17 protein-coding genes, 2 tRNA genes and 1 pseudogene are annotated in these 25,123 nt (G+C 42.0%); 10 read left to right on the forward strand and 10 right to left on the reverse strand.

Translation table 11 applies throughout. The annotated features are described in order from the left end of the window. Nucleotides 1-35: 35 nt before the first annotated feature. Nucleotides 36-1,868: an outer membrane protein assembly factor BamB family protein gene (locus AC04Q1_RS09555; RefSeq protein ID WP_478364014.1), complete on the reverse strand. Its 1,833-nt coding sequence runs from the start codon at nt 1,866-1,868 to the stop codon at nt 36-38. Between the two features lie 188 nt (nt 1,869-2,056). After that, nucleotides 2,057-2,659 carry a porin family protein gene (locus tag AC04Q1_RS09560; protein WP_478364016.1) on the reverse strand — a complete coding sequence of 201 codons (603 nt, stop codon included), beginning with the start codon at nt 2,657-2,659 and terminating at the stop codon, nt 2,057-2,059. Between the two features lie 259 nt (nt 2,660-2,918). Between AC04Q1_RS09560 and AC04Q1_RS09565 the strand changes: the two genes are divergently transcribed. The 5 genes from AC04Q1_RS09565 (at nt 2,919) to AC04Q1_RS09585 (ending at nt 11,546) form a co-directional block, all read left to right on the forward strand. Next, nucleotides 2,919-3,134: a hypothetical protein gene (locus tag AC04Q1_RS09565; RefSeq protein WP_029280579.1), complete on the forward strand. Its 216-nt coding sequence runs from the start codon at nt 2,919-2,921 to the stop codon at nt 3,132-3,134. A gap of 187 nt (nt 3,135-3,321) precedes the next feature. Then, complete coding sequence (locus AC04Q1_RS09570) at nt 3,322-5,013, forward strand: S41 family peptidase (protein WP_478364018.1); 1,692 nt, start codon at nt 3,322-3,324, stop codon at nt 5,011-5,013. Between the two features lie 28 nt (nt 5,014-5,041). Continuing rightward, nucleotides 5,042-6,367 (forward strand): alpha-L-fucosidase, encoded by a 1,326-nt coding sequence (locus AC04Q1_RS09575; protein ID WP_478364020.1) that lies wholly within the window; start codon nt 5,042-5,044, stop codon nt 6,365-6,367. Between the two features lie 180 nt (nt 6,368-6,547). Beyond that, nucleotides 6,548-8,806, forward strand: a complete 2,259-nt coding sequence (locus AC04Q1_RS09580; protein ID WP_478364022.1) for a GH92 family glycosyl hydrolase — start codon at nt 6,548-6,550, stop codon at nt 8,804-8,806. 133 nt (nt 8,807-8,939) lie between these two features. Further along, nucleotides 8,940-11,546: a glycoside hydrolase family 2 protein gene (locus tag AC04Q1_RS09585; protein WP_478364024.1), complete on the forward strand. Its 2,607-nt coding sequence runs from the start codon at nt 8,940-8,942 to the stop codon at nt 11,544-11,546. A gap of 318 nt (nt 11,547-11,864) precedes the next feature. Here AC04Q1_RS09585 and AC04Q1_RS09590 read toward each other — a convergent pair whose 3' ends face one another. The 3 genes from AC04Q1_RS09590 to AC04Q1_RS09600 form a co-directional block, all read right to left on the reverse strand. After that, nucleotides 11,865-12,191, reverse strand: a complete 327-nt coding sequence (locus AC04Q1_RS09590; protein WP_025141835.1) for a 2Fe-2S iron-sulfur cluster-binding protein — start codon at nt 12,189-12,191, stop codon at nt 11,865-11,867. Nucleotides 12,192-12,233: 42 nt separating this feature from the next. After that, complete coding sequence (locus AC04Q1_RS09595; protein ID WP_478364026.1) at nt 12,234-13,244, reverse strand: NAD(P)/FAD-dependent oxidoreductase; 1,011 nt, start codon at nt 13,242-13,244, stop codon at nt 12,234-12,236. A 289-nt stretch (nt 13,245-13,533) separates the two neighbouring features. Continuing rightward, nucleotides 13,534-15,663, reverse strand: coding sequence for a prolyl oligopeptidase family serine peptidase (locus AC04Q1_RS09600; RefSeq protein WP_478364028.1), 2,130 nt, complete (start codon nt 15,661-15,663; stop codon nt 13,534-13,536). A 175-nt stretch (nt 15,664-15,838) separates the two neighbouring features. Here AC04Q1_RS09600 and AC04Q1_RS09605 point away from each other — a divergent pair, with 175 nt between their 5' ends. The 3 genes from AC04Q1_RS09605 (at nt 15,839) to AC04Q1_RS09615 (ending at nt 18,296) form a co-directional block, all read left to right on the forward strand. Then, nucleotides 15,839-16,588 (forward strand): UDP-2,3-diacylglucosamine diphosphatase, encoded by a 750-nt coding sequence (locus tag AC04Q1_RS09605; protein WP_478364030.1) that lies wholly within the window; start codon nt 15,839-15,841, stop codon nt 16,586-16,588. A 457-nt stretch (nt 16,589-17,045) separates the two neighbouring features. Beyond that, nucleotides 17,046-18,119 carry a peptide chain release factor 1 gene (prfA, locus tag AC04Q1_RS09610; RefSeq protein ID WP_478364032.1) on the forward strand — a complete coding sequence of 358 codons (1,074 nt, stop codon included), beginning with the start codon at nt 17,046-17,048 and terminating at the stop codon, nt 18,117-18,119. 103 nt (nt 18,120-18,222) lie between these two features. Beyond that, nucleotides 18,223-18,296, forward strand: a tRNA-Asp gene (locus AC04Q1_RS09615). A gap of 56 nt (nt 18,297-18,352) precedes the next feature. Here AC04Q1_RS09615 and AC04Q1_RS09620 read toward each other — a convergent pair. After that, a complete protein-coding gene (locus AC04Q1_RS09620) occupies nt 18,353-20,689 on the reverse strand; it encodes a hypothetical protein (protein WP_478364034.1) in 2,337 nt (778 codons plus the stop codon). Between the two features lie 311 nt (nt 20,690-21,000). Here AC04Q1_RS09620 and AC04Q1_RS09625 point away from each other — a divergent pair. Continuing rightward, nucleotides 21,001-21,074: transfer RNA gene (locus tag AC04Q1_RS09625), tRNA-Asp, on the forward strand. 279 nt (nt 21,075-21,353) lie between these two features. On the opposite strand, the gene AC04Q1_RS09630 is transcribed toward AC04Q1_RS09625, so the two are convergent. From AC04Q1_RS09630 to AC04Q1_RS09645, 4 genes and pseudogenes are all read right to left on the reverse strand, one after another. Beyond that, complete coding sequence (locus tag AC04Q1_RS09630) at nt 21,354-22,235, reverse strand: helix-turn-helix domain-containing protein (RefSeq protein WP_478364036.1); 882 nt, start codon at nt 22,233-22,235, stop codon at nt 21,354-21,356. Nucleotides 22,236-22,238: 3 nt separating this feature from the next. Continuing rightward, nucleotides 22,239-22,562, reverse strand: a pseudogene (locus tag AC04Q1_RS09635) (deaminase); the annotation flags it as partial. A gap of 241 nt (nt 22,563-22,803) precedes the next feature. Then, entirely contained in the window at nt 22,804-23,169 is a 366-nt protein-coding gene (locus tag AC04Q1_RS09640) for a hypothetical protein (RefSeq protein WP_478364038.1), read from the reverse strand. Between the two features lie 347 nt (nt 23,170-23,516). Beyond that, nucleotides 23,517-24,356 carry an NADH:flavin oxidoreductase gene (locus tag AC04Q1_RS09645; protein WP_478364040.1) on the reverse strand — a complete coding sequence of 280 codons (840 nt, stop codon included), beginning with the start codon at nt 24,354-24,356 and terminating at the stop codon, nt 23,517-23,519. Nucleotides 24,357-24,676: 320 nt separating this feature from the next. Here AC04Q1_RS09645 and AC04Q1_RS09650 point away from each other — a divergent pair, with 320 nt between their 5' ends. Further along, nucleotides 24,677-25,072, forward strand: coding sequence for a RidA family protein (locus AC04Q1_RS09650; RefSeq protein ID WP_478364042.1), 396 nt, complete (start codon nt 24,677-24,679; stop codon nt 25,070-25,072). Nucleotides 25,073-25,123: the final 51 nt, after the last annotated feature.

Consider the following 25,123-nt stretch of genomic DNA (forward strand, 5'->3'; position numbering starts at 1 on the left):
AAATTGCCTAATTTGAGGAGGTTTTTTTATGTCTTTTACTTTGTGCGCAACCACACCACTTTACCATCCATTGTACTGGCCAGAATATTTTTACCATCGATCACATTTACGGTATTGATCATCGAATTATCGATCTTATGTGCCCAAACGGTGCTTTGCTGTTTAGGGTCTATGGCGTAAATAACACCATTCTTTGTTCCAAAAAATACCTTTCCATCTTTTTCAATCAACATAGAGGGTACATGTTCATATCCAAAACCTGCATTATAACGCCAAAGTATCCCCGGATCTTGCGCCTGTGCCTTATAGGCTACAATTTCATCCTGCATGGTTTTGCCATAAATGATGGTGCTGTCGGCCGATTGGCCGATTGATTCGCGAACGGTAGCCTCTTTATTCCGCCAAAGTGTACTACCGCTTTTAGCGTCAATTGCTGTTAAATGCCGGTCGGGGGCCGCGATGTAAACGATACCGTTGTAAGCAACAGGGGTTACCATGGCTGGCGAAAACATCCTGTTGCCCTGGCCATTGTTCCATTTCCATAATAAGTTACCGGTGTTTATATCAAGTGCATATAAATGCCTGCCCCAGGAACCAAAAATAATTTTACCCTGATAAATCAGCGGTTTGCCCACAATTGTACCTTCAACTTCTTTAAATGCCCATATTTCGTTTCCGGTTTTGACGTCCAGCGCCCTAAATGTATTGTCGCTGCCACCTATATACACCTGTTCGCCGTTAATTACCGGAGAGCCCAGCACCGAGTTGGTCGTTTCTTTGTGCCAGACTTCCTTTCCTGTTTTTGCATCTAATGCATAGATGGTTCCATCACCTGAGCCCAAAATAACCGTGTTGTTTACTGCCACAGGAGAAGAATAGATAGCCCCATTGGTTTTAAAAGTCCACATTTTTTTTCCGGTATGCTTATTTAAGGCCTCAACCAAACCTAAGCTGTTTCCAAAAATAACATTGTTCGAAGCATAGGTAGGTGTGTTCACCACGTTGGCGTTTGAGTGGTAAGTCCAAACTTCTTTTGCGCGTGCATATTTCTTGTTAATGGCAAAATCTGGTCGTTCATATTTTTTTGTGTCGCCTTGAAAAGTTTTAAGTGCGATTTTTCGCCATGCAGGTAGAACATCTTGTGTTGGCTTTTTAACCTGGAAAAAAACGCTGTCCTTGGTCATGCTTACAATGTTGTAACCGCCAATACTATCTTTTGCCCTCAAGTTAGAGCGGCCCATGGTAGCTTCAATGCCTTCAAAATTGTAAGGGTGGTTGTTGTGCCCATGACCGCAAATGGCATATTGGATATTGTATTTCTTTAATAAGTCTGTTGCTTCGTACCAATTGTCTAAACTATTGTCCAAAGGGTAGTGGTTGGCAAAAATAATGGGCATGTTTTTAGGTGTCGCTCTGAGCACGCTGTCCAGCCAAACAGTAGCATCCCTTGGAATATGCCCGTCGCTCATTCTTACATAGGGGCCCGATGCACAGGCAATAAACCGGTAGCCATTATGGTCGAATATAAATTTATCGCCCCCAAACTCTTTGATAAAATTTACACCTCCCGATTCGGACCATCCGGTATCATGGTTTCCGGGAATAATGTGATAAGGTTTGTTCAGTTTAGATAGGATATCCTTTGCCAGTTTCAGCTCATTATTGGTACCCATTTCGGTGATATCGCCGGTAATGATTACAAAATCGATGTCTTTTAACGCATTTAAATCAGCAACAGTTCTGGCGAGGTCTTCTTCGCCTGTTGATGAACCCACATGGGTATCGGTAACAAAAGCATATTTAAAATTTTGGGCCTTTACAGAGAGCGATAAGAGTACAGCAAACAGCAAAAGAATGGGATGTTTCATCTTGTTTTTCGTTAAATTGTTTTACTATAAAAATCGACATTTTTTAGGGCTTAAACAGGGCTGTAATGCCAATTTTACATGTTAACAAATGTGGTACGGTAGGTTAAGAAATGGCTTTCTGTTGCCGGAAAAGAATTCAACAAAAAAGGCGACCGATGGCCGCCTCTTAATATGATCTGTTGTAAAAATTACAAAATTTTGAATCCTAAACTCAATTGAAAAAGGTTAGGTTTCTGGCTGTATTTTTCGCTTTTGCTAATGTTCGATAAACCGGCTTCATAACGTAAATCAACCGAAATACTGCCTACATCCACGCCTGCACCAGCCTGTAAACCCAAAGCCTGGTTTTTGTAATTGCCAAAATCCGTCGCCTGTTGGTAAGCTGAGCTAAATGATGAATTCTCATCCAGAATAAATGAAATCACCGGGCCCGCCATCAAACGGAAGTTTAGGTTTTTAGCACCGAATTTCGTTCCCAGTAAAACAGGGATATCTAACGTGGTAAATTTTACTTTTCCTTCTGCAGATACTTCATTGCCATTATCCTGCTGAATGCTGATGAATTTGTTGCCTTTGCTGCCAATGTAAGCCTCCGGCTGTACATAAAAACTTGCACCACCAATACGTGCCCAGGCACCGACCTGATAACCTAAACGGTTTTCTTCACTCGCAAAATCTGCATTTAACTTGGCTAAATTTACGCCTGCCTTAACCCCAAGGTTAAAGGTTTGTGCCTTTGATGTTGCCCAACCGAGGGTTAGGAAAACAATTGAGAAGATGATTTTTTTCATGTTGTTTAATTTGCTTTTTTAAGGGTTTTCGAATCCATAGGCCATGGATAGGGCTTTTTAAAGGCATTTTTCCCGGCCATGGTTTCATTTTTATTATTAACACGATCCGGGTTTTATTCCCGATTAGGTTTTATAACGCGCTTTTAACACAATTATCGTGCAAAAAGAGTTCGCGAATCTCCATTTTTTTTGTCACATCACATAAAAAGGTATCAACCTGAGCAAATATTTTTTACTTTTGCATCAAATAAAATATGCCATGGCTAATTTTCAACTTACTTCAGAAACCGCATTTAAAGTAAAAACTAAGTTCCTAAGGAAATACCGCGACTTAGCGAACGAACCTTTAGATTTTACACCTGGTAAAGAAGATCAATTGATTGAAGATTTAATGCGTTTGGTTAAACGCGATCGTACTTATATCGAATTTACCATTCAAAAGGCACTTGCCGATACCAAGGGCAACAGACTTTAGCCTTCTTTTCTTTAATAATCCATTACTTCTTTTAGCGTAACGCTTAATTTACGCTTAGCCCAAATAAGCTATTTTTAATATTTATGGCTTTTTGTACATTTACGTTTGTACACGTTATAAATAATCTTCCAAACAGACAGGTATTTCATTTAACTTGCTCCGGTCGGAATTAAAATAATTTAAGGGAATGAAAAAACTAAAATATGGTCTTTTGGCAGCTGGATTTGGTGTAGCTGTTTTATCTTTTTCATTTAAAGAAGATTTATTCCTGGTATCTAAAAACCTGGATATTTTTGCCTCACTCTATAAAGAAATCAATATCAATTATGTTGATGACACCAATGCCCCGCAATTGATGAAAACGGGGATTGATGCCATGCTGGACAGTTTAGATCCTTATACCGAGTACGTTCCGGAATCGGAAATTGAAGATTATAAGCTGAAATATGTAAGTACACAATACGGTGGTATTGGTGCAAGTACCGTTTTTATTGATGGTAAACTGTTCATCAACGATGTTAGCGAAGGTTACCCTGCCAATAAAAGTGAAATAAAAGCCGGAGATCAGGTATTAAGCATAAACGGAATTGCCGTAAAGGGAAAAGACCGCCCCGAGATTAGCCAGTTGTTGCGGGGGCCTAAAGGAACTCCGGTTGACCTGTTGGTGATCAGGGAAGGGAAAGAAATCACTAAAAAACTTGTTCGGGAGGAAATAAAACAACCCAATGTTTCTTATTCTGGTATGGTTGGCGATGGCATAGGTTACATCAAACTCGATAAATTCCTCGAAAATTCAGGTCAGGAAGTAAAAGATGCTTTGTTGGCCATCCAAAAAGAAAATCCTAAAGGAGTGGTGTTGGATTTGAGGAATAATGGGGGAGGTATTTTACAGGAAGCCGTTAAAATTGTTAACCTTTTTGTCAATAAGGATCAGCTTGTAGTGACCCAAAAAGGTAAAAACGTGGAGAAAACAATCACCTACAAAACACTTTCGGCGCCAATATCCACCTCAGTTCCCCTGGTCGTGCTGGTGAATGGAAATTCGGCCTCGGCTTCTGAAATTGTTGCCGGTTCATTGCAGGATTTAGACCGTGCCATAGTAATCGGCCAACGGAGTTATGGCAAGGGTCTGGTGCAACAGACTTTCAATTTACCTTATAACAGCCTGGTTAAGGTAACCGTGGCCAAATATTATACCCCATCAGGCAGATGCATCCAGAAACTGGATTATGCACATAAAAATGCTGAAGGCGTAGCCGAACGTTTTGCCGATTCAACCATGGTGATGTACCAGACCAAGGCAGGCAGGAATGTGTACAGCGGCAATGGGGTTTATCCTGATATTGTGGTTGATGCCGCCAAATTAAGCCCGATTACCATTTCAATGATCAATAAGAGTCTTTTCTTTAATTATGCCAACCAATACAGAAAAGAAAAGCCCACTTTGGCCTCTGCTAAAACCTTCCAGTTATCTGATGCAGATTATGCCACTTTCTCTAGCAGTCTGGCCGATAAAGACCTGTCGTACCAAAGCCGCACTGAAAGATTACTTTCTGATCTGCGCGCAGAGGCGGAAAAAGAAAATAAATCTGCCGAGGTAAAAACCGATCTCGAAAACCTTAAATACAAACTCACTTCCTCTAAAAAGACTGATTTAACCAGCCATAAAGCTGAAATCAAAAGAGTTTTGGAAACACAGATCGTAAGCCGTTATTTTTACGAAAAAGGACGAATCGAGCAGAGTTTCCAATACGATAAAGAACTGGCTGCAGCGAAAAACCTGTTTACCAACCAAACACAGATCCTTGCGATTTTAAAAGGCGATGGAAACTACAAAGTAATTGGTAAACCAAGTAAAGCCACGGCTTCGATAGATTAAAATCCAACCAAATATACTTCATTACCCCATGAAAAAATTAATGATTATAGGCTTAGTCCTATTGCTTGGCCTACAGCTAAAAGCGCAGGACTACGTGCCGGCAGCTTCTAATTTAAAACAACGCGAATGGTTTAGCGATGCCCGTTTCGGATTATTTATCCACTGGGGGCCTTTTAGTATCCCGGGCAGTGGAGAGTGGGTAATGAACGAGAGAAAGTTAACTGTTCACAATTATACCAATCTTAAAGATTTTTTCAATCCGGTTGATTTTAATGCCGGACAGTGGGTAAGCATGGCAAAAAATGCCGGGATGAAGTACATTACACTGATTACGCGTCATCATGATGGTTTCAGCATGTGGGATACCAAATATTCGGATTTTAACATCATGAATACACCCTACAAAAAGGATATTGTAAAAATGATGGCCGATGAGTGCCACAAACAGGGGATAAAACTGTACTTATATTACTCTTTATTAGATTGGCGCAGGGAAGATTATCCGCACGAAACCGGGCGCACGGGGCAGAGTTCTGGCCGGACAGGCAAAGGCGACTATGCCAGCTATTTACAGTTTATGAAAAACCAGCTGACCGAATTATTGAGCAATTATGGCGAAATCGGTGGGATTTGGTTTGATGGCCATTGGGACCAAACCGAACCCGAAGGATCAAAAGACAGGACCTCTCGAATTGACTGGAAGTACAATGAAATTTATGGTTTGATACACAAACTGCAACCGCAGTGTATGATTGGGAATAACCATCACCTTACACCATTTGCAGGAGAAGATTTTCAGATGTTTGAGCGTGATCTTCCGGGGGAGAATAAATCAGGGTTAAGTTTTCAAAAAGCGTCAGATCAGTTGCCGCTCGAAACCTGCGAAACCATCTCCAACTCGTGGGGTTATAACTTAAGCGATACCTATTACAAAACGAATAAAGAATTGGTGCACATGTTGGTTAAAGCCGCAAGCTTAGGTTCCAATCTTTTACTGAACATTGGTCCGATGCCAAGCGGTAAGATACAGCCGGAGTTTCAAGACCGCTTAGTGGGTTTCGGCGATTGGCTTAAGGTGTATGGCGAAAGTATCTACGGCACAAAAGCCGGATTTATCAAGCCACAAGCCTGGGGGAGCATCACGCAGAATGGTAACAAAATCTATATCCACATTGTTGACGGAAAAACCACAAACCTGGATCTCGAAAACGTTCCGGTAAAGAAAATCAAAAAGGCATATTTACTGAAAGATAAAAGTGCAGTAAGTTTCACCTTTAAAAAATCGAAATTAACAGTTACTACCGGGGCAAATGCTGCTGAACCTGATCAGGTGATTGTTTTGGAGGTTGGATAAAAGAGCTTGCAGGTGTAATCGTCATTTCTCTCTCAAATGTTCGGGGCTAAGAGACATCCGATAACGATCGGACCGAAATGACCTGCTTTTGATGTAATTCTTTCCCCTTTTTAGGAGAAATGAACATAAAACGTTTTACTTTTAGATTTTTAAATCTATTGTAGGAAATTATAAGCACACATGCAGTTCAGGAAAACCTCATCTATTCTACTTCTAACCGCCTCTCTATTTACAATTAATGCCACAGCTCAACAGAAAACGAAGTTTACCCGATACGTAGATCCATTGATCGGATCGGCCAAACACGGGCACGTTTTTGTTGGCGCCAATGTTCCGTTTGGAGCAGTACAGCTCGGACCAAATAACATTTTTGAAGGCTGGGACTGGTGCAGTGGTTACAATTATAGCAGCAATACGATTACCGGTTTTGCGCATACCCATTTGAGTGGTACGGGTATTGGCGATTTAGGCGATATTTCGATCATGCCGGCAACGGGTAAAATCCTGCTCGAAAAAGGTAAAACAGCCGATGATCAGGAGGGTTATCTCTCTACGTTTTCGCATCAAAACGAAGTGGCAAAAGCAGGTTATTACAGTGTATTGCTAGATAAATATCAGATTAAAGCCGAATTAACTGCAACCGAAAGGGTGGGTTTTCATCAATATACTTTTAAAAAAGGAGCTGAAAACCCTCATATCATGATCGATTTGATCGAAGGCATTGGTTGGGATGCACCTGTATCGGCTTCATTGAAACAGCTGGATGCCACCACTATTGTAGGACATCGAAATTCTAAAGGCTGGTCTAACGATCAGCGTTTGTATTTTGTAATCAAACTTTCGCAACCGATTAAAACACTTGTCTTATACGATAGTACCGTAGTTAAAAGTGGAGCAGCATTATCGGGTAAAAAATTAAAAGCAGTGGTGAGTTTTAATGCCATCAATAAGGAAAAACTGCAGATTAAAGTGGCTTTATCTCCGGTAAGTATCGAAAATGCCATTTTAAATTTAAAAACAGAACTGCCAGGCTGGGATTTTGCGGCTACCGTTAAAAACAGTGATGCAAAATGGGAGAAAGAGCTTTCGAAAGTTAAAATTGAAGCATCGAATACGACAAAAAAGGTGTTTTATACGGCTTTGTACCATACTATGGTGGCGCCATCACTATTTAATGATGTAAATAAAGATTACCTCGGTACAGATAAAAAGGTGTACAAAAAGGCCACTTTTAATAATTTAACTACGTTTTCCCTATGGGATACCTATCGTGCGGCAAATCCGCTTTTTACTATCCTTCACCAGGATAAGGTGAGCGATGTGGTGAATACCATGCTGGCCATTTACAAGCAACAAGGGAAATTACCCGTTTGGCACTTAATGGGAAGTGAAACCAATACCATGGTGGGTTACCATGCCGTGCCGGTTATTGTTGATGCTTATTTAAAGGGATACCGCGGCTTTGATGTAAAGCTGGCATATGAAGCGATAAAACAATCGGCCATGCAGAAAACAGATGGCATCGAATACATTCAGCAGCTTAAATACATTCCGGCCGATAAAATAAACGAATCAGTAGGAAAGGCTTTAGAATATGCTATTGACGATTATTGCATCGCGCAGATGGCTAAGGCACTGAACAGAACGGCAGATTACAATTACTTTAGCAAGAGATCGAAACTGTATAGTTTATATTTCGATCCTGGTGTTCAGTTTATGCGTGGTAAACTTGCCAACGGAAACTGGAGAAGTCCTTTTGATCCTTTTTCATCTAAACACCGTGAAGATGATTATGTAGAAGGGAATGCCTGGCAATATACTTGGTTGGTGCCGCAAGACGTAGAAGGGCTGATTAATCTTTTTGGAGGGGATAAGCCATTTACCAAAAAACTCGATTCGCTATTTACCTTACCTTTGGATTTGGGAACCAACGGCTCGCCGGATATCAGTGGATTAATCGGTAATTATGCACAGGGGAACGAACCCAACCACCACATTCCTTATTTATATACTTACGCAGGTCAGCCCTGGAAAACTGCCGATCTGATCCGAAAAATCGATAAAGATTTTTACTCGTCTAAACCAGATGGCTTATGCGGTAACGAAGACGTGGGCCAAATGAGTGCCTGGTACGTTTTCACGTCAATGGGATTTTATCCGGTCAACCCGGCAAATGGGGCCTATGTTTTCGGAACACCTTTGGTTAACGATGCTACCATTTCACTTGCCGGAAATAAGAAATTCAATATCAAAGTTGTTGATAACAGTACTGAAAATAAGTACATTCAAAAAATTGTATTAAATGGGAAACCCTATACGAAATCATATATTTTGCACAAGGCCATAATGGCTGGTGGAAATATGCAGATTTACATGGGAAATAAAGCATCTGCAAGCTGGGGCATAAAACCTGAAGACAGACCTGTTTCAACTCATTAAGGATTGAATTTTGAAGGATTAAATGAGAGAATAAAGAAATTTTTAATCATGAACAAGAAACCATTCTCTCATTTAATCATTCTTCCATTCAGGCACAAATGCAATCATTCATTCATTCAATAATTCCAAATACATGAAGAAAATACTTTTACTTCTTTTACTCTGTCCGGCCTTCATCGTGAACGCGCAACAGCGTTACGAACTAAACTCGGGCTGGGTTTGTGCCAATATCAGAGACGCTCAGGCTAATGGCTCAGCAATTTCTAAACCCGCTTTTTCGCTTGGCGGCTGGATGCCTGCAACTGTGCCCGGAACGGTATTGACAACCTTATTGAACAATAAAAAAGTTCCGGACCCATTTTATGGGATGAATAACGAAAAAATCCCGGATGTGTACAAAACGGGAAACGATTACTACACCTATTGGTTTGTAAAAGATTTTGAGGAACGTGCAGTTGGCAATGAACAGGTTTGGCTCCAGTTCAGAGGGATAAATTATAAAGCCGAGATTTATTTAAACGGCAAAAAGGTGAATCCGGCAACCCAGGTAGGTATGCACCTTAGGGCACAGTATAACATTACCAAACTATTATCGCCAAATGGGAAAAACAGGCTTGCTGTAATTGTTTATCCACCAGATTTTCCGGGCAACCCGAATGGCGGCCAAGGTGGTGACGGGACTATTGCCAAAGGTTTAACCACACAGTATACTGCCGGCTGGGACTGGATTCAACCCACCCGCGACCGTAATACCGGAATCTGGGATAAAGTAACGATCGAAAAAACCAAAAATATTAACATCCAGAACCCACAGGTAATTACCTTAGTGCCAGGTAAACGTTTACCGGAAGGAAAGCAGAGCCCGGCAACTGTTAAAGTTTCGGTTGAGGTAGAAAATCCAACCAGTCAGGCTGTTTCGGGTATGTTGCAATATCAGATTGCAGGTAAGTTGATTAAACAGGCGGCTACCATTGCCGCGAATAAAACAACTATAGTTAAACTTCCTGATTTACAGCTCGAGAACCCTAAGCTTTGGTGGCCAAGTGGCTATGGGGCGCAAAATCTGTATGATGTAAAAATCGAATTTGTGGCGGCTAACAAGGTGTTGGATCAGGAGCAGCTTAAAGTAGGCGTACGTCAGATCGATAACATCTGGAACGAACATACCAAAAGTATGGGCGCCTATGTAAACGGACAAAAGATTTTCATTAAAGGCGGTAACTGGATCATTTCTGACGCCATGTTACGTTTTAGTGATGCCCGTTATGATGCGGAGATCCGTTACCACAAAGACATGAACCTCAACCTGATCCGCATCTGGGGCGGGGCGATATTAGAACGACCTGAATTTTATAATGCCTGTGATAAATATGGCTTACTGGTCTTTCAGGATTTCTGGTTTAGTGGCGATTGCAATGGCCGTTGGGTAGATCCAATGAAAAAAGGAGATCAATGGACAAGAAGAAATTATCCGGACGACCACAACCTAACTTTAACTGCTATTGAAGATCAGATCAAAATGATCAGAAACCATGCGTCACTTGCTTTTTGGTGCGGAGGAAATGAAATTACGCCACCAGAAGATATTTTGGAGCCGTTAAAAAACGATATCCTGCCGCGCTTAGATGGAACGAGAAAGCTTTTCGATTTCTCTAACAGTGATGAAATGTCGTTTAATGCTATCGGTGGAAATGGCGATGGACCGTATGGGATACAGGATATTAAAACTTTTTGGGGTACAAAAACTTTCCCTTACAATTCGGAAGTAGGTTCGGTAGGCGTGGGCGACTATGCTTCTTTGCTCCGTTTTATCCCAAAAGAAAACCTGATTGCGCCACAATACAAAGCAAAGCCCGATTCGGTGTGGGATTACCATAAATATATCTCTTACGAGCAATACATTAATCCATATGGTAAACCAAAAAACGCTGAAGACTTTGCCATGAAAGCCCAGTTGGCCAATTATGATCAGTACAGGGCTTTGATGGAAGGCTTTTCGAATAAAATGTGGGATTGGTATACCGGTTCCATCATCTGGAAAACCCAAAACCCCTGGACGGCCATGCGCGGGCAGATGTACGATTATTACCTCGATCCTAACGCTTGTTTATACGGTTTGCGTAAAGGTAGTGAGCCGCTACATGTAATGATGAATCCTTTGGACAGTATGGTTACCATCGTAAACAACGGTTTTACCACCAAAAACAATCTAATGGTTCAGGCCAAAGCCTACGATATGGATGGAAAGGATTATTTCTACTCACAGGTGTTTAATTCGGTTGGGCCATCTTCTGTGAGAAGACTTTTTCCAATGAACGAATTTTTGGCCAAGCTGGATAAAAAAGAAGGGGTGTTTGTATCATTAAGGATTTTGGATCAGAAGCAGAATATACTGAGTGAGAATATTTATTGGCTTCCGGGTAAAGATGGCGAATATTCAGGTTTAAAAAATATCAGGCAAACGCCGTTAAAAGTCGATGCTGTAGATCGCAAAAACGGTAAAGTAGAAGTAACACTGAGCAATGCGAACGGTAATCCGGTGGCATTTTTTAACCGTGTGGCCTTAATTAATAACAACAGCAACGAACGCGTGCTTCCTGCTTTTTATGATGATAACTACGTGAGTATTTTACCTGGGGAAAGCAAAACGGTAACGGTAGAATATACAGGGAAACAAAGCAATTTAGCTGTAGAAGTATATGGCTGGAATGTTGTAAAGCAGAAGGTAAGTATTCAATAGCTTACAAGACCTATCAGGTTTTTCGAAATCTGATAGGTCTATAAATATCATCTTTATTGATAGATTTTTTTGGAAATGATGGTTGCTGTTATAATGGCGGACAGCAGTCCTGCTATCGCTTCAAGTCCTCGCTGCGCTCCGGGCTTTCCGCTTTATCAGGTTTAATAACGGGGTGCGCTGCTCCAGATTCCGATGCATCCACGGTACGGAGAGTAGAGATTGCAAATCTCGACTAACAAGACGTTTGCAATTCAGGGCTATTAAAAACAAAAAAGGCGACACTTTATGTATCGCCTTTGCTTTAATATGTTTTAAAATCTAGCTTACGCCGTGTAATTTTACTTTTAATCCGTCCATGTTGTTATTTAACTGCAACTGGCAGGCTAAACGCGAGTTTGGCAACAGGTCAGGCAAGGTATCCAGCATGGCATACTCATCGTCTGTCATTTCGTTCAGTTTTTCTTCACCTTCCAAAACATCAACACAGCAGGTCGCGCATAAAGCCATTCCACCACAGGTTGCCAGGATATCGTACTCTGATGCCTTTAAAAACTCCATCAGGCTTAAACCCATGTCAGTTGGTGCAACGTGTTCGGTAACCGAGCCATCCGGCTCTTGCATATATATATTAATATTGTTTTCCATTTTTTAGCTTACTTATATTGATTCACAAATATAGTAGAAAGCTTAAAATTCCGAAACTCCGTTTACCGTTGTATATTTCATGGTATATTTCACACCTGGGTTCATATAAGAATAGGCACTGTGGCTCATTAAGGCAGCCTCGTGGAAACCACAAAGAATTAACTTTAACTTATTGGTGTAGGTGTTGATATCGCCAATTGCATAAATTCCAGGGATGTTTGTCGAATAATCATCCACATTTACCTCGATCGCACTTTTGTTGATATTTAAGTTCCAGTCTTCAATCGGACCTAATTTAGGGCTCAATCCAAACAAAGGAATAAGGTGATCGGCCTCAACAACCGTTTTTTCCATCGTGCGGTTCTGCACAATTTCTACCTGTTCCAGTTTATCGGTTCCCTGTACGGCCTGAAGGTTGCTGTTTAAAACCAAATTGATTTTTCCACTTTCAGCCAGTGCCATTACTTTAGCTACTGAATCGGGTGCGCCACGGAAACTCTCGCTTCTGTGCACCAAGGTTAACTCAGAACAAACTTCAGCTAAATAAATGGTCCAGTCTAAAGCCGAGTCGCCACCACCGGCAATCACCATTTTCTGATCGCGGTATTTCTCCGGATCAAGGATCATGTAGTTTACACCTTTACCGTTCTCAAATTTCTCTAAGTTTTCTACAGCAGGTTTACGTGGTTCGAAACAGCCCAAACCACCGGCAATAACCACAACCTTAGCTTCGATAACGGTACCCATATTCGTAGTTAAAACGAAATCGGCTTCGCCACGCTTTTCTAAACCTTCGATACGCTCGCCTAAAGTAAACGTTGGATGGAAAGGTTTTGCCTGTTCCATTAAGTTATCGATAAGTTCCTGAGCCAGCACAGAAGGATAACCAGGGATATCGTATATCGGTTTTTTAGGGTAAATTTCAGACAGCTGCCCACCAACCTGAGGCAGGTAATCGATTAAATGGCAACGCATTTTTAATAAACCGGCTTCAAAAATGGCAAATAAACCAACCGGACCAGCGCCTATTACGGCTATATCAGTAGTGATCATTAAAAAAAATTTGACGCAAAGTTACAAAATAAAGTATTACCAATTCTGCTATTTAGAAATATTCTAGATAATTTTGCAATCCTATTATATTCAGTATTTTATATTCCCTGGCTTAGCAAAAAGCAAAAGTTAAGGGTTTTCGGTAGTTTAAAGCAAATTATAATTGGTCTATGGATTTAGTGGGATACGAACGATTGTCATTCTAAGGAACGAAGGATCTTTTTAATTGTCAAAGCTTTCGCTTGTTATAGAAAGATCCTTCATTTTGTTCCGGATGACAAAGAAGCATTTACCAGTTCATTCCCAAATTCTGAAATACAAAGCTCCATACATCAGCGGCTTCTTCGATCATTTTGGTAGTGGGCTTACCCGCACCATGGCCAGCCTTGGTTTCGATCCGGATTAAAACCGGGTTTTCACCTTTGTATTTTTCCTGCAAGGTTGCAGCAAATTTGAATGAATGTGCAGGCACCACGCGGTCGTCGTGATCGGCTGTGGTGATTAGTGTCGCCGGATAATTTACGCCGCTTTTTATGTTGTGAAGTGGCGAATATTTGATCAGGTAATCGAAATCTTCTTTTTTGTCGCTGCTTCCGTACTCTACCGCCCAGCCCCAGCCAACGGTAAATTTGTGATAACGGAGCATATCTAAAACGCCAACCGCAGGCAGTGCCACTTTAAACAGATCGGGTCTTTGGGTCATACAAGCGCCGACCAACAAACCGCCGTTCGAACCACCAGAAATGGCGATTTTAGAAGGGTTGGTGTATTTTTCTTTCACCAGGTATTCTGCTGCGGCTATAAAATCGTCGAAAACATTCTGTTTTTTTGATAACATGCCCGCTTTATGCCAGGCTTCGCCATATTCGCTTCCACCACGTAAACTCGGTTGCACGTAAATCCCGCCACGCTCCAAAAACAACATCCGCGACAGACTAAATCCTGGCGTTAAACTGATCTGGAAGCCGCCATAAGCATAAAGATAAACCGGATTGTTGCCATCAAGTTTGATACCTTTCTTGGATACGATAAACATGGGTACTTTGGTGCCATCTTTCGATGGATAAAATACCAGTTTGGTTTCGTAATTTTCGGTGTTAAATTGCAGTTCTGATTTTTTATAGAGGATCGATTCTGCCTTGTTGATATCGTAACGGTAAATGGCACCTGGCGTGGTGAAATTGGAAAAAGTGTAAAAGAATTCTTTATCCTCTTTATAGCCGCCAAAACCACCAACAGTACCTATTGCCGGAAGTTTTACTTCCCTGATTTTCTTTCCGTTTAAACCAAACTGTATAATATTGGTGCTTGCATCTTTCAGGTACGAAGCCCAAAGAAAACCGCCGCCCGTGCCAATGCCTTCTAATGCCAGTGTAGATTCGGGGATCACTTTCTGCCAGTTTTTTGGATCTGCATTTTTTGGATCAACCAAAACCACTTGTTTGTTTTCGGCGCCAAGATCAGTATTCACCAATAGCTTATCGCCAATATTATCCACAACGCTATGGTTATTTTCATAACCCTTAATCAAAGGCTCAATTTTGCTTCCCTGTGCTTTTAAATCCTGATAGAATAAGGCATTACCCGAAGTGCCTGCACTGGCATATACCACTAGAAAACGTTCATCTTCAGTAATATTGGCGCCAAAATATAGGTTCGGATTGGTTTTGTCTTCAAATATTAACTGATCGTTTTTTTGTTCATCGCCCAGTTTGTGGAAATATACTTTTTGGTATTTGTTGGCTGCAGAAAGATCAGTTCCTTTTACGGCAGGTTCATCAAATTTACTATAGTAAAAGCCATCGCCTTTCCAGGCAGCACCCGAGAATTTGGTCCATTTCAACTCATCGGCCAGTTTCTTTTTGCTGGCAATTTCCATTACGTAAATATTGCTCCAGTCTGAGCCGGCTTGTGCAACGGAATAGGCTAGGTATTTTTTATCGTGAGAGAAACCCAGTAGAGAAACCGCTGCTGTTCCATCGGCGGTAAGCTTATTAGGGTCTAGAAAAACTTCTTCCTTGCCATCCAATCCTTTTTTAATGAACCAGATGCTTTGATTTTGGAGTCCGTCGTTTTTGGTGGAGAAATAATATTCGCCCACTTTAAACGGTGCGCTTTCTTTTGGGTAGTTCCAGATTTCGGTCAAGCGTTTTTTAATATCTGCACGGTAGGGGATTTGCTCCAGGTAATTTTGGGTCACTTTATTCTCAGCTACTACCCAGGCTTTTGTTTCGGCAGAGGTATCATTTTCCAGCCATCGGTAAGGATCGGCAATGGTAGTTCCGAAGTAATTATCGGTTGTGCTGTCTTTTTTGGTTTCGGGATATTTCATCAATGTTATTTTTTCTGCAGGTTTTTTGCCCTGATTACAGGCGAAAAGGCTTAATGCAAATAAGCTCAATACAATTTGTTTTTTCATGTTGAAACAGATTTATTTACTAATATATGTTTTTTTCCTTGTGGGTTGATTACAGAGATATTAGGATTGCACAGGTTATGTTGTTTTGGTCTTTTCCTTCGGGTTGATTACGCAGATTTTAGGATTGCACAGATTAAGATATTTTAAGCTTTTTGCCTTACCTTTGGATTTGTACATGGCAAAGAATATTTATTTCGCTTCTGATTTTCATTTAGGCACACCGGGTTATGCCGAAAGCCGTGCCCGTGAAGCGCATATTGTAAGCTGGTTGAGTTTTATAGAGCCAAATTGCGGTGAGCTGTTTTTGATGGGGGATATTTTTGACTTCTGGTTTGAATATGCGAAGGTGGTTCCGAAAGGTTTTATCCGCCTGCAGGGAAAACTGGCTGCTATGGCCGATGCCGGAATAAAAATTTACTTTTTTAAAGGCAACCATGATATGTGGGTGCGCGATTATTTTACCCGGGAAATCGGCATGGAAATTATCAGCGATGAGCTGATTATTGAACGGGGCGGTAAGAAATTTTACCTGCATCATGGCGATGGTTTGGGGCCAGGCGACAATAAATATAAATTCTTAAGGAAAATTTTCAGAAGCAAACTTTGTCAGTGGTTGTTTGCCCGCTTGCATCCAAACCTGGGCATTGGTATTGCCAACTCGTGGAGCCAGGGGAGCAGGGCTGCACAAACCGAAAAGGAAGTTTTTTTAGGTGAGGACAGGGAGTGGCTGGCTATTTATGCCAAAGAACAGTTGCAGAAAACCCATTTCGATTATTTTATTTTTGGGCACAGGCACCTGCCGCTCGATATCGATTTAGGTAAGGGGAGCAGGTATGTAAATATCGGCGAGTGGCTCAATTATAATTCTTACGCAGTGTTTGATGGGCAGGAGTTGAAATTGGAGTATTATAAGCCTAATTTATAGTCCCTATTTATTTTTTGGAAAGCAGCACCTGTAGCATCAGTTTAATGTTCGCCGGGCTTTTCGTTATAGTCCCGATTTTGAAGGAAAATCGGGAGCTGTCACTCCAATCCCATTTAAATACCCCGGTTTTTGCTACTATTTAGGGTTGCGAAGTGTCTAAAATGCACCGCCCTTTATATCTAAACCCGATAGAACGAAAAGCCCGGAGCGAGGAACGTAGCGAGGACTTGAAGTGATAGCGGGACTACAGGCCCCATAGAAACAGAACCCGTTCATTTCCAAAACCTTTTAAATAATACTATAACCATCCTTTTTTACACCTTACAATTAAACGATTCAACAGTTACCCAATTAACCATTCTCCCCAAACAAACAAATTCAGCTTTTTTCCTTATTTTTGCATTTCCTGAATTTTTGAGCCTATGCCAATCGTCAGGAAATTTCAACAAGAATAAATATGTTAGATAAATTAGAAGCTATAAAGCTGCGTTGGGAAGATGTAGAAGAATCGTTGAGCAATCCGGATGTTATTCAGGATATGAAACGTTTTGCGGCTTTAAACAAAGAATATAAAGACTTGGGCAAAATTGTAGACGAATATAAAATCTACAAAAATGTGATGAGTAATATCGATGCCAACAAAGAGATTTTAGCAACGGAGAAAGACGCCGAAATGCGTGAGATGGCAAAGGAAGAACTGGATATGCTTTTAAAGCAACAGGAAGAAATGGAAAGCAATATCCGTTTGATGCTGATTCCTAAAGACCCGGAAGATGCGAAGAATGCCGTATTTGAGATCCGTGGTGGTACTGGTGGTGATGAAGCGGCTTTATTTGCCGGCGATTTATACCGCATGTACACCCGTTATTTCGAAACCAAGGGCTGGAAAGTGGAAACTGTTGATGTAACCGAAGGTACTGCTGGTGGTTATAAAGAGGTGATCCTGAAGGTAAATGGCGATGATGTGTATGGTCAGCTGAAGTACGAAAGTGGTGTACACCGAGTACAACGTGTACCAGATACCGAAACCCAGGGCCGTGTACACACTTCGGCGGCATCTGTTGCCGTTTTACCAGAGGCTGAAGAAATTGATCTGTACATTAATCCTGCCGATATCGAACTGCAAACTTCGCGTTCAGGTGGTGCGGGTGGACAGAATGTAAATAAGGTAGAAACCAAGGTGCAGTTAACACACAAGCCATCGGGGATTGTAGTGGTTTGTCAGCAGGAGCGTTCGCAACTCGGTAACCGTGTGATTGCGATGGAAATGTTGCGTAGCAAGCTTTACGATATCGAATTGCAGAAAAAGAACGGGGATATTGCTGCCAAACGTAAAACAATGGTATCAACCGGCGACCGTTCGGCCAAGATCAGAACCTACAATTATCCACAGGGGCGTGTTACCGAACACCGTATCGGATTAACGATGTATAATCTGCCAACCATTATGGATGGCGACATCCAGGAGATTATCGATGCGCTTCAGTTCGCAGAAAATGCAGAAAAAATGCAGGAAGGTGCTGTAGGATAAGGAGTTAAATATTTTTTAAAATAAAGTTTGCGAATTAAGATATAGTCTCTATATTTGCAACCTCGAAAGAGGAAAGAGGTTCGAACTTTAAAGGAGAACAAATGGAGTGGTAGTTCAGCTGGTTAGAATGCCTGCCTGTCACGCAGGAGGTCGCGGGTTCGAGTCCCGTCCATTCCGCAACAAAAGCCTTAACTTGTAAAAGTTGAGGCTTTTTTGTTTGTGATGCTTTTGCGTTATAATATTGCGATCCGCAAAGCTTTCAGTCCGCTTAATCCTTGCAGATCTTCCAGATCAAGGTCTTCCGTTTCAGTATTCAACACACCGGTTTCCTGCAGGTATTTTACAAATGGGAGGTAATCTTCAATGTCGCGTTTATTGAAATAGATCAATGCCAGTTTATCGGGCTGGGTGAGCCGTTCCTGCGAATTGCGGATCAGCACCTTGTCTATCCTTTTTTTGATCATCTGATACCTGATGTTGTATGCACCTTCTACATCAAATTTCCTTTCGTCGGCCCTAAAACTGATGCTTATCGGGTGGTTATGGATAAAGATCAATTGTGTGGTAGCCAGTTTAACCGGGAGCTCAGGTTGGAGCTGTTGTATCATTTTAGCCACTGTGGCCATTGATGATAGCTGCCACAAGCGAAGGTTCTGCAGGTGAAAGTTGTTAAAGGGCTTATCAGGTGCAATAGATTGCCCGATATAGATATCGTATTCTAAGCCGTCTGTCCTGAATTTCTCAAAATAGCAGGGATAGGACTGTTGCAGCTTTTCGCGCTCGGATTCAAAATAATTGTTGATGGCGGTATTGATCAGCTGCATAGAAACTTCCAGTGCCTGACGGTGTTTGTAAACCTCGCCGTTGTGTTCGGAAATTTCCTGAAGATATTGATCGATTACCTTTTTGGTATTTGGATCCGACTGCGAAATAAGTTTCAGGTAATCGGTGGATTCTTCTTTAAGGAAGATATTGAGGCTGTTTTCTTCGGTGGTATTCAGGTCGCCGGCCTCCAGGGCATTGCTCCATTTTTTACAGCTGAAGATCTTTTCTTCCAGCAAAGGCGAGCTATACAATTTGTTGAGCTGTGCCAATGTTTCAGAGAGCATGTTCAAATGCAGCCTAAAATCAGCCTTGCTGGCGCTATTGCGTTCGGTTGTAGAGTTTCTGATGTCGATAGCGCCATAAGAAGGGTATACATCATCGAAACTGATTTCTTCAGTGCGCAAGGGGAGGTTCTTCTTTTTGTCGTAAAGCTGGTGCCAGGCCGCTTCGTTAAATTTCCATTGCACAGATGGCTGGATGGAAGTATATTTTTCTTTGATGATATTTTCAATCTCCAGGTTAAACTCGTCGATGTAGATCTGTAGCAACTGGCCAATCGGCTCAAGTACTGGCTCCAATAGGGTGATTTTCTTTTCATCAAAACTTTCCCCAATCCAGGTGTGCATGCCCAGCACACCTACCAGTATGTGGTTGTGAAATATGGGCGAGAGCGACATTGATTTAACACGCAGTTCCCTAAACCGATCTAACCAGGGAAACATTTCCATATCTTCTGCCCAGATATCGGGCGAGTAAAAGGAATCGGGATGTGCGGCATAACCTTCTGCAATCTGTTGAAAGGCTTCGGGACTGAGTGTTTCTTCGCCCCATACCGAAAACAGCAGGCCACTTCCACCCTTAACATAGCCATAAACCATTTTATTGTTAATCCTTACAAAGGGAAAGAGATCGAACTCGATGTTGGCGTTTTGCACCAGGATTTTAAGCGACTGGATCACCTCTGTATAGGCCACTTCCTCATCGCCCGGGCTGCGGCTCAATCTGATGCTCTTAATATTTTCTACCGCCTTTTTGGTGGTTACATCGCTAATGGTCAGTACCGAAATGCCCCTAAACTCAAAAAGATCAAGCGGCAAAACCTGCTGAATCTGATCGAGGCCCGATTCTTCATTGAAATATTGCTGCAGTTCGCGGTAGCTCAGCTCCGGAAGTTGTTGTTTGGCCTTTACCTCCATAAAATTGGTATTGATGCCGATATGAAAATAGCCTGGCAAGCCGGTATCGGCATTCATGCCGGAGTGGTATTTTTCTTTTAAAGGGGTATGGAAAGTATAGAGCTCATTAAGGATAAACGAATAGATGAAATGCAAACGGTCTTGCTGGTGTTGCTGAATGGTTTTACCGCCCATGTAGCCGTTTTGGTCCTTTTCTTCATTTTCCAATAAGTGGTACATCAAATCTGTTCCGTAAAAGGTAATGGGCTGCATCGGGAAGCATAGTCCCCAGGCGAGATGACTTTCTGTTGAAAGCGAGGGGGAGAGGCAGGCGTAAACATGTTCTAATAGCAGCTCATGTTCATAGATGTTTTCAATAGCGATAACCTGGTTATCAATACCTTGTTTTTGAAATGCTTCCAGGGCGTTGATATAGATAGCCGATTTTACCGTCTGCTCTTCTTCAATTTTTCGGTGCAGGTATTTGATGAAAGGACCAAAGGAGATGGCGGAGTTTATTTCCGGCAAATCGGCATAGCTTTGCGCAATATTCAAAATGCTCTTTTTCATCCCTTTAATTTTAAATCATAACCTTAGCAGGCTATCTGATGCTTAAATTATAACTGCTCCATTGATTATTATAAAGATAAGAGATGCGGCGGGTGGTATAAAAACTTTTTGCCTGAATATTATGAAACTTAATTTGGAAATGCCGAGGCTTCCTTATTGATTATCCTTTTTTAATAAATTATTTAGAATGAGGTTCAGTGGGTTACGGAATTATAGCGAAAAAGATTATCCGCGATAGTGATAAACGGAATATTTATCTATATTTGCAATCCCGAAAGGGAAAGAGGTTCGAACTTTAAAGAAGAACAAATGGAGTGGTAGTTCAGCTGGTTAGAATGCCTGCCTGTCACGCAGGAGGTCGCGGGTTCGAGTCCCGTCCATTCCGCAAAAGTAAATTAAACAACCTGCTAAAACATTGATTTTTAGCAGGTTGTTTTGTTTAAAATCTTATTGTGGGAGTTTACGGTCGGGCTAAATTTGAAAAATTTAACTAGCCGTTTGAGTGGGTGTTAAGTGATGCTATCTGTTCGAGTTCCGTTTATGTCCTGATAAATTCCTTATTTTGCTCATTAGCCTCTCTTATAGAAATATCGGCGATTATTTTGGCGAGCAATTTTAAGAAAGCTAATTCTAAATTGCCGTTATAAGTATAAGCTCTTTCATATCATGAAGCGCCCCTGTTGAAACCTATGGTATCTCTATAAAATTGTGGTGATGTCTCTGTTTTTACCTTGAATAACCTGCTGAAATAGAACTCATCGTTGTAGCCAAGCTCATAAGCTATTTCCTTCACCGTCTTATCGGTAAGATACAATTCCCTTTTTGCTTCAACGATGATCCGCTCTGTAATCAGCTCAGAAAGGGTTTTGTTAAAATGGTTTTTCGTAACCCTCGCCAGGGCAACTGGTGTTACCTGCAACATGTCAGCATATTCGCTGGCCGAATGCATTAGCCGAAAATTTTCCTCAATAGCATTCCTTAGTTTTTGTACCATGGCCAGTTGTTTTCCGTTGAGGATGGCCGGCGATTGAACCGTTTGCTGCTGGATCTTAATCCTGGTTGCTAATACCAACAATATTTTCAGGTACGAAACTAGCACTTCATCCTTTCTCAGATCATCCGTCTTGAGCTCAGCAACGATTTCACTGACAATATTGAGCAGTGCAGTCTTCGCATTTTCGTCCAACGCGATGAAAGGCCGTTCATAAATATTGTTGAACAATATGCCATTGGCCGCTATCTCCTTATGGTGCCGGTAGATGCAAAAGAAGTCATGATGGAACTGAATTGCAATGCCCCTTAACGGCCCTTTTGAGATCAGCATAAATGGCTGGTAGGGATAAAAGGCAAACATGATGTCCTCTTGGAACTGATACTCACATAGATCCACCTTGGCCAAACCCTTCCCAGAGGTAATGATGATCAGGGTAAAATAATTGTTCCGCTGGATATGATCAAAGTAACTACTATTGTCGAACTCAAAAACCTTGAACGACAGATTACCGTTCTGTTGGTTCACGAGTGTATAAACGGATTGTGATAACATCTGTCAGGTTTTATTTAAAGATTGAAACTGCTCATTTAGCGCTATGCATTTCTCAAGGCAGATACCACTGGTTACTTTTGGTTTGTTTCCCCATTTGGGTACTGTTTCGGTAGAAAGGACGCTAAACTGCGAGGTAAATCCGCAAATATGCGGAACGGATGTACCATAAACGATTTCGGGTATCCTGTGGTGGCGGATCAAGTAGGAGCACATGATACAAGGTTCATGCGTAGTAAACATTTGTGCCGAAGGTAATTGTGCTGCATAGCCATTTTTGATCGCTGAGCGGATCGCCAAGATTTCTGCATGATTGGTGATATCACCACTTGATTTGCCATCCTCCTGACCGTTCCAATCACCATGCCATTATAAACAACAATTGCACCCACGGGAGGGTTACCCGCTGTCAGTGCTGCTTTAGCGATGTCCAGGCACTGATGCATATAATATTGATATTCTTCCTGCATAATTCGAATCATGTTCCCACAAATTTACTTAAAAAATTTCCGATGGTCTTGAAACCAAAAACTGTCCTTCGCCGAAAGCAAAGGACAGTTCAAAGCTTAAATTAGAATATCAAAAGGTCGTAACCTTCGTTTCTCAGGTTCAGGAAGCTAGGTAGGCCAGGAGTACCTGGTACTTCATTGTCGTTTAACAGATCATAACCTGAAACTTCAGTACCAAACACGGCAACGCAGCCTTTTGACAGGCCATGCACATGATCTTTTACTTCTGAAAAAAGCCCATGGACCGGGTGATCAGCTTTTTCCAATTGTTCAGGCCATCTGATACCTGCACCCTGAAAAATGATCTTTACATCTTCATCTGCATGTTTGAATTCATATGCAGATGCCAAAGCGTTGAATACGCGTCCAAGTGCTTCTTCTGAACCAGCCTTGGGATCAGAAAGAATAATTATTGCTGTTTTTTTCATGTCAAATATTTATTTATAGTACAAAGTTGTGGTAAACGTGATGCTTAGAGAATGGATGATTTTGACTATATCATAGAGCATTTTACACGGGGCAAGCGATTACTTGGAGCCTGGACGAACGAATGTCTGCCATCCCCGCATGGTCTCGATAAAGCGCTCGCTTAACCCGCCCTGCCGCAGGTAGTCGGCCGTAACAGGCATTTGGGGACTTTCGTACAGTGGATTCGCTTTGACCTGGAGTGGAAAGTCCCTCTGAAGAATACCCGCTCTGGCAATCAGTACAAAGTCGCAGCCTTCCTCCAGCAGCTCAGCTGCACGCTGTCCGCTGTATATCTTTCCGGCTGCGCCTAAACGAACGCCTTTGCGGGGAATATCGGTAAAAACGCTGAGCAGGGTTTGCCCTTAAAAGTTCCTTCCCTAACAACTTGCGCTGAATCCCATAAGGCCAGGTCCAGGTAGTCGATCAGCTCACGGTCAAATATCTCAGCAGTAATTTCCTGCAATTCCTCCAGGCGCAATCCATAGCGCTCAACCGATAAGCGCCAGCCAATCTGAAACATAGGGCCACAGGCCCTGCGGATACCCTCGATAACTTCAAGGGTGAAACGTGCGCGGTTCTGCACATTGCCTCCATATTTGTCCGTCCTGTCGTTCAGGTTGGGAGAGAGAAATTCTGACAGGATCCACCCGAAAGCACCGTGTACAGAGACCCCATTGAAACCTGCCATCTCCGCTCTTTTAGCTGCCGCAATGAAACTGTCACGGATTCGCTCCACCTCTCCGGTAGTGATTGCCTTTACACCCGGGACTCTCTCGTCCGAGGCAGGAGCCGGAATACCGCCAACTGCTGGTACGGCACGGTGCCCGGCATGGTGTAACTGCACTGCGGCAAGAGCGCCTCCTTCACGGATCGCTCTTGCCATCCTGGTCAGGCCGGGTAAATGGTCATCGCTATGGATCCCCATCTGGCGCTCAAAGGCAATCCCACCAGCTTCCACGGTAGAAGCACCAGCTTGTATCAACGCATAACCGCTCCCGGCAAGTTGCTCGATCCAGAGCTGGTCGAACTCGGAAGCAGTTCCGTCATCATTGCTTTGCTGACTGGTGAGCGGTGCCATCATGAAACGATTTCTCATCTCAGGCCCATGTAGTAAAGTGAGTGGTTTGAACAGATCAGAAACAGACATTTTTATTAAATTTTATGTATAAGCTATTGTCTGTCAAAGATGGCTGGATATCCGCCAGGGAAAAATGGATGTTTTTTACAATCTAATGGATTTTTTTAGCCCTAAAGCGCAAAATGACTGCTATCTAATGATAGGGTTCGGGTTTCGTCTATTTAGATCATTAGCGTGGATCGCTTAAACTAAATGATTCCAAAGTGGGCACATTTGACCATTATAAAAGGATCTGATCAGAATTTTCAACAATATCATCATTGCCAGCTTAGCCCTGACATACCCTTGTCACAATCGCAGCCCATCTTTGTACCATAATTTAAAACAACATGATGGAAAAGCAAACATTTGATCCCTGGTTATGGGGTAAATCTACCAATTCGGTACAGGCGGTAGAAGTTAAAAACAGTACGGGGACACTTTATTGTTCTGGACAAGTCGCGATTGATCAAAACGGTGTGCCAAGCCATGCAGATATGCGTTCACAACTGATCCAGACCATTGCGAATCTGGAACAGCTCATTAAAGAATCAGGTTATGAATGTAAAAACATCGTCAGGCTCAATGTGTATACCACTTCAACGCAGGATTTTTTTACAAGTTGTATGGATGTGTATGTCCCATTCATTCAAAAATACAATATCCAGCAGGCCACTACCTTGCTTGAAGTGAAAGGGCTTTTTGCTACACTTTCAGTAGAACTCGAAGCTACGGTAGTAAAATAATGAATATGGTGTTCATCATCCAAATGAGTGGTTAAACCATATAAAGCTTAA

It is taken from the genome of Pedobacter humicola (assembly GCF_056490705.1).

What these genes read in the sequence shown, in the direction of transcription:
- AC04Q1_RS09575 (WP_478364020.1), top strand. Translation starts at nt 5,042, where the DNA reads ATGAAAAAATTAATGATTATAGGCTTAGTCCTATTGCTTGGCCTACAG.
- AC04Q1_RS09630 (WP_478364036.1), bottom strand. Translation starts at nt 22,235, where the DNA reads ATGTTATCACAATCCGTTTATACACTCGTGAACCAACAGAACGGTAAT.
- prfA (WP_478364032.1), top strand. Translation starts at nt 17,046, where the DNA reads ATGTTAGATAAATTAGAAGCTATAAAGCTGCGTTGGGAAGATGTAGAA.
- AC04Q1_RS09570 (WP_478364018.1), top strand. Translation starts at nt 3,322, where the DNA reads ATGAAAAAACTAAAATATGGTCTTTTGGCAGCTGGATTTGGTGTAGCT.
- AC04Q1_RS09585 (WP_478364024.1), top strand. Translation starts at nt 8,940, where the DNA reads ATGAAGAAAATACTTTTACTTCTTTTACTCTGTCCGGCCTTCATCGTG.
- AC04Q1_RS09640 (WP_478364038.1), bottom strand. Translation starts at nt 23,169, where the DNA reads ATGAAAAAAACAGCAATAATTATTCTTTCTGATCCCAAGGCTGGTTCA.
- AC04Q1_RS09580 (WP_478364022.1), top strand. Translation starts at nt 6,548, where the DNA reads ATGCAGTTCAGGAAAACCTCATCTATTCTACTTCTAACCGCCTCTCTA.
- AC04Q1_RS09605 (WP_478364030.1), top strand. Translation starts at nt 15,839, where the DNA reads ATGGCAAAGAATATTTATTTCGCTTCTGATTTTCATTTAGGCACACCG.
- AC04Q1_RS09650 (WP_478364042.1), top strand. Translation starts at nt 24,677, where the DNA reads ATGATGGAAAAGCAAACATTTGATCCCTGGTTATGGGGTAAATCTACC.
- AC04Q1_RS09600 (WP_478364028.1), bottom strand. Translation starts at nt 15,663, where the DNA reads ATGAAAAAACAAATTGTATTGAGCTTATTTGCATTAAGCCTTTTCGCC.
- AC04Q1_RS09560 (WP_478364016.1), bottom strand. Translation starts at nt 2,659, where the DNA reads ATGAAAAAAATCATCTTCTCAATTGTTTTCCTAACCCTCGGTTGGGCA.
- AC04Q1_RS09565 (WP_029280579.1), top strand. Translation starts at nt 2,919, where the DNA reads ATGGCTAATTTTCAACTTACTTCAGAAACCGCATTTAAAGTAAAAACT.
- AC04Q1_RS09595 (WP_478364026.1), bottom strand. Translation starts at nt 13,244, where the DNA reads ATGATCACTACTGATATAGCCGTAATAGGCGCTGGTCCGGTTGGTTTA.
- AC04Q1_RS09645 (WP_478364040.1), bottom strand. Translation starts at nt 24,356, where the DNA reads ATGTCTGTTTCTGATCTGTTCAAACCACTCACTTTACTACATGGGCCT.
- AC04Q1_RS09555 (WP_478364014.1), bottom strand. Translation starts at nt 1,868, where the DNA reads ATGAAACATCCCATTCTTTTGCTGTTTGCTGTACTCTTATCGCTCTCT.
- AC04Q1_RS09590 (WP_025141835.1), bottom strand. Translation starts at nt 12,191, where the DNA reads ATGGAAAACAATATTAATATATATATGCAAGAGCCGGATGGCTCGGTT.
- AC04Q1_RS09620 (WP_478364034.1), bottom strand. Translation starts at nt 20,689, where the DNA reads ATGAAAAAGAGCATTTTGAATATTGCGCAAAGCTATGCCGATTTGCCG.